Annotated in this window: 14 protein-coding genes; 6 read left to right on the top strand and 8 right to left on the bottom strand. The window is 63.8% G+C overall.

Going from position 1 to position 12,175, the window contains the following annotated elements; genetic code table 11:
• Window positions 1-11 precede the first annotated feature (11 nt).
• Window positions 12-1,019, top strand: coding sequence for a nucleoside hydrolase (locus tag ACL9RJ_RS04390; protein WP_017127548.1), 1,008 nt, complete (start codon window positions 12-14; stop codon window positions 1,017-1,019).
• 7 nt (window positions 1,020-1,026) lie between these two features.
• Here ACL9RJ_RS04390 and ACL9RJ_RS04395 read toward each other — a convergent pair whose 3' ends face one another.
• The gene (locus ACL9RJ_RS04395) at window positions 1,027-1,941 is read right to left on the bottom strand and encodes a LysR substrate-binding domain-containing protein (RefSeq protein ID WP_017127549.1); all 915 of its coding nucleotides are present in this window, start codon (window positions 1,939-1,941) and stop codon (window positions 1,027-1,029) included.
• A gap of 228 nt (window positions 1,942-2,169) precedes the next feature.
• Between ACL9RJ_RS04395 and ACL9RJ_RS04400 the strand changes: the two genes are divergently transcribed.
• On the top strand, window positions 2,170-2,916 hold the full coding sequence (locus ACL9RJ_RS04400; protein ID WP_017127550.1) for an SDR family oxidoreductase: 747 nt from the start codon (window positions 2,170-2,172) through the stop codon (window positions 2,914-2,916).
• On the opposite strand, the gene ACL9RJ_RS04405 is transcribed toward ACL9RJ_RS04400, so the two are convergent.
• Both ACL9RJ_RS04405 and ACL9RJ_RS04410 read right to left on the bottom strand, forming a co-directional pair.
• Window positions 2,905-3,768 (bottom strand): SDR family NAD(P)-dependent oxidoreductase, encoded by an 864-nt coding sequence (locus ACL9RJ_RS04405; protein ID WP_177116389.1) that lies wholly within the window; start codon window positions 3,766-3,768, stop codon window positions 2,905-2,907. The two genes, ACL9RJ_RS04400 and ACL9RJ_RS04405, sit on opposite strands and share 12 nt — an antisense overlap.
• Complete coding sequence (locus ACL9RJ_RS04410; RefSeq protein WP_017127552.1) at window positions 3,765-4,469, bottom strand: pirin family protein; 705 nt, start codon at window positions 4,467-4,469, stop codon at window positions 3,765-3,767. The genes ACL9RJ_RS04405 and ACL9RJ_RS04410 overlap by 4 nt, the downstream gene beginning before the upstream one ends.
• Window positions 4,470-4,616: 147 nt before the next feature.
• Here ACL9RJ_RS04410 and ACL9RJ_RS04415 point away from each other — a divergent pair, with 147 nt between their 5' ends.
• On the top strand, window positions 4,617-5,537 hold the full coding sequence (locus tag ACL9RJ_RS04415) for a LysR substrate-binding domain-containing protein (RefSeq protein WP_177082112.1): 921 nt from the start codon (window positions 4,617-4,619) through the stop codon (window positions 5,535-5,537).
• Here the strand turns inward: ACL9RJ_RS04415 and ACL9RJ_RS04420 are convergent.
• From ACL9RJ_RS04420 to ACL9RJ_RS04440, 5 genes are all read right to left on the bottom strand, one after another.
• A complete protein-coding gene (locus ACL9RJ_RS04420; RefSeq protein ID WP_422764920.1) occupies window positions 5,519-6,304 on the bottom strand; it encodes a sulfite exporter TauE/SafE family protein in 786 nt (261 codons plus the stop codon). The two genes, ACL9RJ_RS04415 and ACL9RJ_RS04420, sit on opposite strands and share 19 nt — an antisense overlap.
• Before the next feature lie 256 nt (window positions 6,305-6,560).
• Window positions 6,561-6,956 (bottom strand): GFA family protein, encoded by a 396-nt coding sequence (locus tag ACL9RJ_RS04425; protein WP_042935958.1) that lies wholly within the window; start codon window positions 6,954-6,956, stop codon window positions 6,561-6,563.
• 66 nt (window positions 6,957-7,022) lie between these two features.
• On the bottom strand, window positions 7,023-7,793 hold the full coding sequence (locus ACL9RJ_RS04430; protein WP_017127556.1) for a class I SAM-dependent methyltransferase: 771 nt from the start codon (window positions 7,791-7,793) through the stop codon (window positions 7,023-7,025).
• 68 nt (window positions 7,794-7,861) lie between these two features.
• Complete coding sequence (locus ACL9RJ_RS04435; protein WP_103032987.1) at window positions 7,862-8,434, bottom strand: DUF4174 domain-containing protein; 573 nt, start codon at window positions 8,432-8,434, stop codon at window positions 7,862-7,864.
• A gap of 69 nt (window positions 8,435-8,503) precedes the next feature.
• Window positions 8,504-9,406 carry a LysR family transcriptional regulator gene (locus ACL9RJ_RS04440; protein WP_042936020.1) on the bottom strand — a complete coding sequence of 301 codons (903 nt, stop codon included), beginning with the start codon at window positions 9,404-9,406 and terminating at the stop codon, window positions 8,504-8,506.
• 142 nt (window positions 9,407-9,548) lie between these two features.
• Between ACL9RJ_RS04440 and ACL9RJ_RS04445 the strand changes: the two genes are divergently transcribed.
• From ACL9RJ_RS04445 to ACL9RJ_RS04455, 3 genes are read left to right on the top strand one after another with little or no spacing between them, the layout of a single operon-like run.
• Entirely contained in the window at window positions 9,549-10,247 is a 699-nt protein-coding gene (locus tag ACL9RJ_RS04445) for a CoA transferase subunit A (protein ID WP_017127559.1), read from the top strand.
• Between the two features lie 33 nt (window positions 10,248-10,280).
• A complete protein-coding gene (locus ACL9RJ_RS04450) occupies window positions 10,281-10,940 on the top strand; it encodes a CoA transferase subunit B (RefSeq protein WP_422764921.1) in 660 nt (219 codons plus the stop codon).
• Between the two features lie 14 nt (window positions 10,941-10,954).
• Window positions 10,955-12,133: an acetyl-CoA C-acetyltransferase gene (locus ACL9RJ_RS04455; RefSeq protein WP_103032986.1), complete on the top strand. Its 1,179-nt coding sequence runs from the start codon at window positions 10,955-10,957 to the stop codon at window positions 12,131-12,133.
• Window positions 12,134-12,175: the final 42 nt, after the last annotated feature.

Genomic DNA, 12,175 nt, shown 5'->3' on the forward strand with positions numbered 1-12,175 from the left:
AAGAAGGTGGAATGAAACGTTTAATCATTGATTGCGATCCGGGGAATGGGATCGCAGGTGCGAATGTCGACGATGGTCTGGCATTGGCGCTGGCACTGGCCGCTCCGCAAATCTCCCTTGAACTGGTAACCACTGTCGCGGGCAATACGCCCAGCGCCGTGGGCTACAACGTCGCCCGGGACCTGATGGCCAGGGTCGGTCGCGCCTTGCCGGTGGTCCGCGGCAGCACCCAGGCCTTGCAGGAGCCCGGCGCGCCCTGGCGCGATGCACTGGACAATACCGTGCACAGGCGTCAGTTGGCCCATCTGTGGCAGGACGTACGCCCGCCCCTCGCGTTCGACGCACCGGAGCAGGAAGCGGCTGACGCCATCGGCCAGTTGATCTGCGCCAACCCCGGGGAAATCACCCTGGTGGCGATCGGACCGCTGACCAACGTGGCGCTGGCCGTCGAACGTTATCCGCAGATGGTCACGGCGGTCCGGGAAATCGTGATCATGGGCGGCGTGTTTGCCCTGGATGACTACATCAAGGACACCAACTTCGGCTTCGATCCCGAGGCCGCGCAGCGGGTCCTGAATTGCGGCGCACCGATCACCCTGGTGCCCCTGGATGTCACCACGCAGACCCTGATGACCCACGACGACCTGAACCGTATCGAACGCCTCGACACGCCCCTGGCGGATTTTGTCTGCGAGACCTTCCGGCCCTGGATCGATTATTCGATCGCCACCCGCAGCCTGACCGGCTGCTGGATACATGACGCCCTGGTCATCGCCTGGCTGCTTGATCCCGGTGTCGCCACCTCGACCCCGTACTACACGGAAGTGGAGTTGCGTGCCGGTCGCACGCGCGGCAAGAGCTGGCGCTACAAGCAACCGCTGCGACTGGATGTGGCCATCGCGCCATCCACCAGTGGCCTGGTGAACATCCTGCAGACCGTGGACAACCCATTGTTGCTGGAGATCATCGAAAGGTATCTGTCGATCAGGCCCGGCCCGACTGCGGCAGCTCCGGCGTGAGCCGGCGCTATCGATCGCACGCCACTTGCGCCAGCAACCACTGCTTGAACGCCTCGGCCGCCGGCGAACCCTCGGTCCCCTCCCGCTGCACGATGTAGTACGCCAGATCACACGACAGTGCATCACCGAACGGCCTGACCAGGCGGCCCGCCGCCAAGTCAGCCGCCACCAGGCTGCGCCTGCCCAGCGCCACGCCATTCCCGGAAATAGCGGTCTGCATCACCGCCGCCGAGTCGTTGATCTGCAAGCCGCGCCGGGCATCGTCGTATTCGAAGCCTGACCGGCGCAGCCAGGTTTCCCAGGTGGGGAACGCCGTGACACCGCGCATGGAAACGTCGTGCAGCAGCGGATGATGCTGAAGATCCGCGGCGCTCGCCAATGGATGCGCGCCGCTCAACAGCGCCGGACTGCACACCGGAAAGAACTCTTCAGCCATCAGGTAGGTGACTGTCAGGCCCGGCCAGTGTCCCGCGCCGAAGCGGATGCCCAGGTCCATGCGGTCCGTGGCGAAGTCCACCAGTCTGCCGTTGGTATCGAGCCGCAGCTCGTACTGCGGATACAACGTCTGGAAACCTTCCACCCGCGCCAGCAGCCACTTGTCCGCGAAGGCCGGTGGTACGGTCACGGTGATGCCGGGGCTGTGTTCGCCGGCCTTGAACCGGGCTACCGCCGAACTCAGCAGATCGAAGCCGGCCTGCAGATCCGCCAGCGCGGATACCGCCACCTCGGTGAGTTCCAGTCTCGCCGGTCCGCTGCGCGAGCGATGAAACAGCACCACCCCATGGGTGTCCTCCAGTCCCCTGACCAACTGCCCGATAGCCGCGGGCGACACGTTCAGTTCTTCGGCGGCACGGACGTAGCTCAGATGCCTGGCGGCGGCTTCAAAGGCGCGCAGGGCATTCAGATGATGGGGGGCTCTCATGAGGTGGACCTGATCGTTCAAACCAGTCCCATTGTGTCCGTCCGCCGGGAAAACAGGAATGAAAATTTTCAGCCCCAGGGGCCCGGCCCGGACCTGGATTCAGGCAGCACAGTTTTTCTATCCCGGGTGCACAGATCTTCTGATTTGGCGACCAGTTCACCGGCGACGATAGTGGTCCCCAGGCCAGAACAGCCTCACAGACTCTCAACCCCTCGATGGAGAACGACCATGAAACTGACCGACAAAGTTGCCCTGATCACTGGCGGCACTTCCGGTATCGGCCTGGAAACCGCCCGCCAATTTCGTGCCGAAGGTGCCCAGGTCATCGTCACCGGCATCCATCCAGGCCGCCTTGAAGAAGCCCGCCGCGAACTCGGCCCCGAGGCCCTGGTGATCAGCGCGGACCTGCGCAAGCCAGCCGACCTGGCCCGTGTCATCGATACCATCCGCAGCCGCCATGCACAGATCGACGTGCTGTTTGCCAACGCCGGTGCCGGCACCGCCGCGCCCCTGGAAGCCGTGACCGAAGAGCAGATCGATGAACAGTTCGCGCTGAATTTCAAAGGCCTGTTCTTCACTGTCCAGAAAGCCTCGCCCCTGCTGGTAACAGGCAGCAGCGTGATCCTGACCACCTCGTTCCTGAACCGTGTCGGTGCGCCGGGCCTGTCGATCCTCTCGGCCAGCAAAGCCGCCGTGCGCTCCCTGGCGCTGACCCTGGGCGCGGAGCTGGCGCCACGGGGTATCCGTGTCAACGCGGTCAGCCCCGGCCCGATCAGCACTCCGTTCCACAGCAAGCTGGGACTGTCGGAGTCCGAGCTCAGCGCGGTCGCCGCCAGCATCGAGTCCCAGGTACCGCTGGGGCGTTTTGGCGAGGCGGAGGAAATTGCCCGCACGGTGGTGTTCCTCGCCAGTGACGACTCGTCGTTCATGACCGGTTCGGAAATCATTGTCGACGGCGGTCTTTCACACTTCTAGGGCACACAACCGCGCACTGTCTTGCCACAGTTGCCGGGCCACCTCATCACGGCGAGCGAGCTCGGACGGTTCCGGCCAGGTCAGCTCGCCTCTCACCAGGGACGCGTACAGACGCCCTTTCGGCGGGACAATCCGCCCCAATGCCAGGTCGGCCAGAAGCTCGCCGGCCTGCAGGCGCATGCCCTCGGCGAAGTACGGGCTCAATGCCGAAGGCGGCGCCGGCAGTGCCCCCGAAGGCAGGTTGCGCCCCAGGCCGGTGCCGGGGACATAACCCGGGTTGTAGGCGATCACCCGCATCCGGCGCGAGCGGGTCTCGGGCAACGCCTCGAAGGCACGCGCTGTCAGCAGGTTGCACAGCTTCGAGGTGGCATAGGCCCGGAATCCCGATTCGAAAGGGACGCTGCCCCGCACCGCCTTGCCCAGGTCAAGATGGGCCAGTTGTTGCGCATCGACGGAGGAAAACGGCGCCACCGGACTGAACTGCGGGTCATGGGTATTGCTGGTCGTCAGCACCACGATGGCCTCACGGGCCAGCGCCGGCGCCAGCAGGCGCAGCAGCAGGTAGTGGCCCAGGTGATTGACCGCAAAGGTGCTCTCGTAGCCGTCCACCGTGCGCGCCGCGGTCGGAAAGCCCAGCCCGGCGTTGAGCACCAGGGCATTGATCTTCGTGCTGCCCAGCGACTCGATCACTTGCCGGGCGAACTGCCGGACGCTGTCCAGGCTCGCCAGTTCCAGCGGCAGGCGGGTCGTGCGCCCGCCGATGATCAATCGTGTGCCAGGGACCTCAGCCAGTCGCTGTGCCGTCACTTGCCCCAGGCCGAACGTCCCGCCGGTCATGATGATCGTATTCATGCGCCAGGCACCTCGACCAGCACTACTTCGGTGTCTTCGATCGCCTCGACCAGCAACTCGGCCTCCTCGCTCACGGCAAGACCGTCCCCCGCCTCGACCCGCTCGCCGTTGACCGTCAGCGCCCCGAACGCCGGTACCAGGTAGCCTTGGGATGCCGGCGACCAGCGATAATCCAGGCGCTGCCCGGCCTTGAGCGTCGCGCCGAGAACCCGGGCATCGGCGCGGATCGGCAAGGCGCTTTCATCACCCGGCAACCCGCTGGCCAGCACCACCCATTGACCGGCCCGATCAGACTTGGGAAAAGGCCGCGTGCCCCAGGCGGGAAGCCCGCCTTTTTCCCGCGGCCGCAACCAGATCTGGAAAAGCCGCAACGGGACACCATCGGCATTGCGCTCTTCATGCCGGATGCCCGTGCCGGCACTCATCACCTGCACGTCACCGGACTCGGTACGACCTTCCCCGCCAAGACTGTCGCGATGGCTCACCGCGCCTTCCAGCACATAGGAAACGATCTCCATGCTTTCATGGCCATGCATGGGAAAACCGGTGCCGGGCGCAATCCGGTCATCGTTCCAGACCACCAGCGCCCCCAGCGGCCGATGGGCGGGATTGCCATCGGCGCTGACCCTGAAGTGATGGTGGGCCTTGAGCCAACCAAAGTCGCCGCCGCCGAGATCGGCCTTGAATCGATGCTCCAACATATCGGTGCCTGCACAGTAGATGAACGGCCAAAGGCGGCCGGTTGCCCTATGTGAAGAGGATAAATTTGAAATGAACCCGGAAGAACAGCTTCAAAAACAACGATAGGTTGTAGAAAATAGAACGATGCGCACCCCACGAGATTGGCCATGGATCATCTGACCGACCTGAACAACATGTACCTCTTCGCCAAAGTGGTGGACCACGGCGGATTCACCGCGGCGGCGCAGGTCCTCGGATTGCAGACCTCGAAGCTCAGTCGGCGCGTCGCCGCTCTCGAAGCGGAGCTGGGAGTGCGCCTGCTCAATCGCAACTCGCGACGGATCTCGTTGACCGATGCCGGCCGGCTGTTTTACCAGCACTGCGTGGCGCTGGTGGAGGAAGCCCGGGCGGCGAAGACCGCCATTGACCAGACGCGCGCCTCGCCTCAGGGCGTGGTACGCATCAGTTCCCCATTGGGCGTGCTGCAGATGGGCGCCAGGGAGATTCTGACGCAGTATATGGTGGACAATCCGGCGGTACGGATCATGCTCGATGCCACCAACCGGCGCGTGGATATCATCGAGGAAGGGTTGGATATCGCCCTGCGGGTACGCTTGTTGCCGCTCGAAGATTCGGACCTGACATTGCTGCCCCTGCTCGACTCCCGGCGCATCCTGGTGGCGAGCCCGGCCTTGCTGGCGCAGCACCCTGCCCTCACTGACCTGGACGATCTGGCGGGCATGCCGACCTTGGCCATGGCCAACACCAACGACAAATACCAGTGGCATTTCCTGGCACCGCATCCGGTTGTCTTCAGCCACCAGCCAAGGCTGGCCACCGACGATCTGGAGACACTCCGTGCCGCCGCCCTGAGGGGAATCGGTATCGCCCAGCTACCGGCCAACCTGGTACAGGACGATCTGGCGCGGGGCCGCCTGTTGCCGGTCCTGCCCGAGCGTCCATCGCCCGCCGGCAGCCTGCATGCCATCTTCCCTTCCCGGCGAGGCATGGTCCCCGCCGTACGCGGCGTGCTGGACGCCCTGCTGGCCGGATTCAACCCGCAGCGATCTCAGAACACCAGCTTGTAGCCGATCGAGAACAGCATCACCGCCAGGAACGGTCGCAACAACCCGTCCGATACCCGCCCGGTCAGATGGCTGCCGATATAGATCCCCGGCAGCGAACCCATCAGCAAAAAGCCCAGCAGTTCCCAGTTCATGTTGCCCATGCTGGCATGCCCGAGACCTGCTACCAGGGTCAGCGGCACCGCGTGGGCGATCTCCGTACCCACCAGGCGCCGGGTCGGCAGAAACGGATAGAGGATAAACAGCGCCACCGTCCCCAGGGCACCGGCGCCGATGGAGGTCAAGGCGACCATGGTGCCGAGGATGAGGCCGGTCAGCACCGTCAGCCCGTTCAACTTCGGCGCACTGATCAGCGAATGATCGACACCCCGCCGATGGGCAAACGCCAGCAGCTTGTTCTTGAACAGCACCGCCAGCGCCGTCAGCAGCAGCACAAAGCCCAGCGACCGCTTGATCACGCTGTTCAGGGCTTCGGGCGCGGTGTGCAGGCTGCTCAGGAACCACAGGGTCAAGAGCACCGCCGGCACGCTGCCAAGGGTCAGCCAGCCGGTGATCTTCCAGTCGATATTGTCGTTCTTCTTGTGAACCAGCACGCCGCCGGACTTGGTAATCGCCGCGTACAGCAGATCGGTGCCCACGGCGGTCGCCGGGTTGATACCGAACCACAGCAGGATCGGTGTCATCAGGGAACCGCCACCGACACCCGTCAACCCAACGATAAAGCCGACCACCAAGCCTGCCACGACAAAACCGAAATTACCGACATCCATTAGCAAACCCTGGAGAATCTAGCGAGACGACAAAAAAACTGGCGGGCAGCATAGCGGCTAATGTTATGACCGTTTATAAGAATATAATCTAACATTATAACCAGAAGTACTCACCTGCCCCGCTGCAATCATCGCGACCAGCACCACGCCTCCAGCTCGCATCGTCCTCCCGCATAACCAGGGACCAACGGTTTCCGGATCTTTCTCACTGAAAATGGCGGGTGGCAGGCCGAAGACAGGGGCGACAAGCTTGCGCTCACCGCCCCGGCTGCCACTCCGGATAACGGGCACCCTCTTCGTACGCCAGCCACGGCAGGTCGTGGGACACCCAGATATGGTGTTGGCCAATGAGTCCCGGGTCATCATCCAGCGTGGCGATCCGCAGGATCACCAGTGGCAGGTGTGGCCGCTCGGCCATCAGGTGCGAACCGCATCGCGAACAGAAATGCCGCAGCTTGCCAGGTGAGGACTCGAAGACCGTCAATGCCTCCTCGCCCTTGACCCAGCGAAAATGCTCGCGCCGCACCCCAGCCGTGGGGGCAAACACAGCCGCATGGGTTTTACGGCAGGTATGACAGTGACAATGCCCTATGGGCATATCGAGACTATCGACCTCGTATTCAACGGTTCCACATGCACAACTGCCTTTCATGCCTGCCTCGATCACCCTCAGTACTGGGGCGCCATCCTAGCGTGGCGCCATCGGGACTGACAGCCGCTATTCCACGCGCATGCAGCGATAGGCCTCGGTCCGATAAGGGAAGGCAATGCTCTCGCGCCCCCTCAGGGCCGGATGGGTGTCGATCAGTTCCTGGAGTTGCCCGCCAACCTGGGCCTTTTCGGCGGGCGGCAGCGCGGCAATGAAACTGACCGACATGAAGCGGTCGATGATCACTTCCCGGGCCGTGCCCACATGGGTATAACCAAGGCAACTCAGTTCGGGCGCCGAGAAGTAGCGACCGGTGAAAGGCTTGCGCCAGGCACCAGTATGGAAACGTGGTGTGTCGCCTTCGTAGGGGGTGATGATCCGGGTAATCGCCGCGACCCAGTCAACCGACTCGTCCCGGACATTCCACACCAGCCCGAGCCGACCACCGGGCTTGAGCACACGGTGGATCTCGGCCAGCGCCGCCTCGTGGGCGAACCAGTGAAACGCCTGGGCACAGAGCAAGGTGTCGGCAAACCCTGACTCCAGTGGCATGGCCTCGGCGGTGCCCGGCAAGGCCCGCACTGCCGGCAGGCGGGCGGCCAGTTCGGCACGCATCGCCTCGACCGGCTCGATGGCGGTGACCGTGGCGCCGGTCGCCACCAGCAGGCGGGTGAACTTGCCGGTGCCAGCACCGAGGTCGATCGCCTGCCCTTGCGCGTCGACACCCAGGGTGTCGCGCAGCCAGGACTGCAGCTCGACGGGATAGTCAGGGCGCCCCTGGGCATAGGTTTTTGCTTCAGCGCTGAAACCGATTTGTGCAGCCTTGTGAACGCCCGACATGCTCAGCCCCTGGTAGATTGATCCGCTGGGTATTACCCGGTTCATATTACCCGGTTCATGTTACAGGCTCAGTCATCCAGCGCCTTGGGGGCAGGCGGCGTTTTACCCGGTTTTTCCGCCTTGCCAGGCTTGGCGCCTTTCGCCGGCTTGGCCTCGGCGGCCGCCGCCGGTGGTGGCGGTGGCGTCGGGGCCACGGTTTCCTTCTCCGAGGCCGGCAACGCATCGACCGCGCTGAACACGTCCTTCAACGGCAACGGCCCGTCATGCTCGAGGGTTTTCTGCTGGCCATCCTTGCCCACCAGGATCACCGTGGACTTGCCCTCCGGCGTGACCCCCAGCTTGAGCCCGCGAATCAGGGCCATGGTGGTCGGTTGTTCCATGTATTTGTTGGCACGCTTGCCCACGGTCTGCGCCACTTCGTAGAGCACCAGTTGACGTTCGTCGAAGGCCTTCTGGTTGGCCGGGTCGTCGAGGGCCTTTTTCAGGCTGACCAGGGTCGGGTCCGCCGTACTCGGCGCGATCACGATCAACGCCCGGCTTCTCCCGTAGTCCTGGGTCAGCGGAGAATCGATATCGGCCGCCCACGAGGGGCCGGACACGAGCAGCGACAGCGCAGCGAAGGTCAGAGACCGGATGAACATACACACCTCCTTTGAATATTCATGGGGTAATGATTGCGCATCGTAGGAAAAGATCCATGCCAGACCGACTTATTTCTCAAAATTCAGGTAACGGGATCTTTCTTCCAACAAGATATCGAACAGCGCCTGGGCCGCGGCGGACAGTTCATGGCCCGGTTTGGTCAGCACGCCGATGGCCCGCTCCACCACCGGATCATGCAAGGTGATGCAACGGGCGCCCAGCTCGCGCATCTGCCCGACGCACAATGCCGGTACCGCGCTCACGCCCAGGCCGCTGGCAACCATCCGCCCCACCGTCGCCAACTGATGGCTCTCGAACTCCACCGGCAGGGTCATATCCCGCGCCCGCAGGTGCTCCTCCAGCATCACCCGCACATTGGAGGGGCGCTGCAGGGTGATAAAGGGCTCCTTGAGCAACGAGTTCCAGTCGATCTCCTCGCGCTCGGCCAACGGCGAATCCGCGGGGACCACGGCCACGAAACGGTCGACATACAACGGCGTGAAGGTCAGCGACGAGTTCTGCAACGGTTCGAACGCCACCCCCAACTCCACCTGGCGATCGCCGACCATCTCCAGTACCTGCTCGTTGACCACGTCGTTCACCGCGACATTGACCTGCGGATAACGGGCACGGAAGGTCTTGAGGATCGGCGGCAGCAGGTTGCCGGCAAACGACGGCATCGCCGCCAGGGTCACCCGGCCACGCTGCAGGGTGAAGCGCTGGCGCAGCTCGTCCTCGGCATTGTCCCAGTCGGCGATCAGTCGCCGGGCCAGGGGCACCAGGGCTTCGCCTTCCGGAGTCAGCGCGACATTGCGGGTGTTGCGACTGAACAGGCGGCCGCCCAGTCCTTCCTCCAGCGCCTTGATGGTCAGGCTCAGGGCCGATTGCGACAAGTAAAGACGTTCGCCCGCCACCGCGAAGCTTAAACTCTGGGCAACGGCGAGAAAGGCCCTAAGCTGTTTGACGGTCATCGGCATCGTCTCGGCATGAATAGCTATTATTGAGCTTTATCAATCAATCAAACCTAAAAATCAACTTAACAAATATATTTCCCGGAGCAACACTCTACTCAAAGGCCGCTCGGGCCACGAACAACAAAAGAGGATCGTGCATATGGCAGGTTTCGATAAACGCGTGGCGTCCTACGAGGAAGCCCTCGCCGGCCTGGAAGACGGCATGACCGTGCTGTCCGGCGGCTTCGGTCTGTGCGGCATTCCGGAAAACCTGATCGCCGAGATCAAGCGCAAGGGCACCCGCAACCTGACCGTGGTCTCCAACAACTGCGGCGTCGACGGTTTCGGCCTCGGCGTACTGCTGGAAGACCGGCAGATCAGCAAGGTCGTGGCCTCCTATGTGGGCGAAAACGCCCTGTTCGAGAAGCAACTGCTCAGCGGCGAGATCGAAGTGGTCCTGACGCCCCAGGGCACCCTGGCCGAGAAAATGCGCGCCGGCGGCGCCGGGATCCCGGCCTTCTTCACCGCCACCGGCTACGGCACCCCCGTCGCCGAAGGCAAGGAAACCCGCGAATTCAATGGCCGTCCGTACCTGATGGAAGAGTCCATCACCGGTGACTTCGCCATTGTCAAAGGCTGGAAGGCCGACCATTTCGGCAACGTGATCTATCGCCACACCGCCCAGAACTTCAACCCGCTGGCCGCCACCGCGGGCAGGATCACCGTGGTCGAAGTAGAGGAGATCGTCGAACCGGGCGAACTGGACCCGGCGCAGATCCACACCCCTGGTATCTACGTCGACCGGATCATCTGCGGCACGTTCGAGAAGCGCATCGAACAGCGCACCGTGCGCAAGTAAGCCCCGGCCCCCTCGACTAACGGAGAACAATAAATGGCACTTTCCCGCGAACAAATGGCCCAGCGCGTCGCCCGCGAACTGCAGGACGGCTTCTACGTGAACCTCGGCATCGGCATCCCGACCCTGGTCGCCAACTACATCCCGGCCGGCATGGAAGTCATGCTGCAATCGGAAAACGGCCTGCTCGGCATGGGTTCCTTCCCCAGCGAAGATGAAGTCGATGCCGACATGATCAACGCCGGCAAGCAGACCGTGACGGCCCGTATCGGCGCTTCGATCTTCTCCTCCGCCGAATCCTTCGCGATGATCCGCGGCGGCCATATCGACCTGACGGTGCTCGGCGCCTTCGAAGTCGACGTGCAGGGCAACATCGCCTCGTGGATGATCCCCGGCAAGCTGGTCAAGGGCATGGGCGGCGCCATGGACCTGGTGGCCGGTGCCGAGAACATCATCGTCACCATGACCCACGCCTCCAAGGACGGCGAGTCGAAGCTGCTGCCACGCTGCAGCCTGCCGCTGACCGGCGCCAACTGCATCAAGCGCGTACTGACCGACCTGGCCTACCTGGAAATCGAAAATGGCGCTTTTGTCCTCAAGGAACGCGCACCTGGCGTCAGCGTCGAAGAGATTGTCAGCAAGACCGCGGGTAAACTGATCATTCCCGACCACGTGCCTGAAATGCAGTTTTCCTGATGAGGAATGAAGCGATGCAAGATGTAGTGATTGTCGCCGCCACCCGTACCGCGGTGGGCAGCTTCCAGGGTTCGCTGGCCAGCATCAGCGCCGTCGACCTCGGTGCCGCGGTGATCCGCCAGTTGCTGAGCCAGACCGGCCTCGACGGTGCCCTGGTCGATGAAGTGATCATGGGCCAGGTGCTGACCGCCGGCGCCGGCCAGAACCCCGCGCGCCAGGCCGCGATCAAGGCCGGCCTGCCCCACGCGGTACCGGCCATGACCCTGAACAAGGTCTGCGGCTCGGGCCTCAAGGCCCTGCACCTGGCGGCCCAGGCCATACGCTGCGGCGATGCCGAGGTGATCATCGCCGGTGGCCAGGAAAACATGAGCCTGTCCAACTACGTGATGCCCGGCGCCCGCACCGGCCTGCGCATGGGCCATGGCCAGCTGGTCGACACCATGATCAGCGATGGCCTGTGGGATGCGTTCAACGACTACCACATGGGCATCACCGCCGAGAACCTGGTGGACAAGTACGGGATCAGCCGCGAAGCCCAGGATGCCTTCGCCGCCGCGTCGCAGCAGAAAGCCGTGGCCGCCATCGAGGCCGGGCGTTTTGTCGACGAAATCACGCCGATCCTGATTCCCCAGCGCAAGGGCGATCCGCTGGCGTTCGCCACCGATGAACAGCCACGCGCCGGTACCACCGCCGAGTCCCTGGGCAAGCTCAAGCCGGCCTTCAAGAAAGACGGCACGGTCACCGCCGGCAACGCCTCGTCGCTGAACGACGGCGCCGCCGCGGTGATCCTGATGAGCGCCGCCAAGGCCAAGGCCCTCGGCCTGCCGGTCCTGGCGAAGATCGCGGCCTACGCCAATGCCGGCGTCGACCCGGCGATCATGGGCATCGGTCCGGTCAGCGCAACCCGCCGCTGCCTGGACAAGGCCGGCTGGTCCCTGGAACAGCTGGACCTGATCGAGGCCAACGAGGCTTTCGCGGCCCAGGCGCTGTCGGTGGGCAAGGAACTGGGTTGGGACGCGGCCAAGGTCAACGTCAACGGCGGCGCCATCGCCCTCGGCCACCCGATTGGCGCCTCGGGCTGTCGGGTGCTGGTGACCCTGCTGCACGAGATGATCAAGCGCGATGCGAAAAAAGGCTTGGCGACCTTGTGCATCGGCGGCGGTCAAGGCGTGGCCCTGGCCATCGAGCGCTAGACCTGGTGTACGGGCAGAGTGGGCTTGCCCACTCTGCTGCTA

Source organism: Pseudomonas sp. Mn2068, assembly GCF_049319725.1.
Taxonomy (GTDB): Bacteria; Pseudomonadota; Gammaproteobacteria; order Pseudomonadales; family Pseudomonadaceae; genus Aquipseudomonas; species Aquipseudomonas gingeri.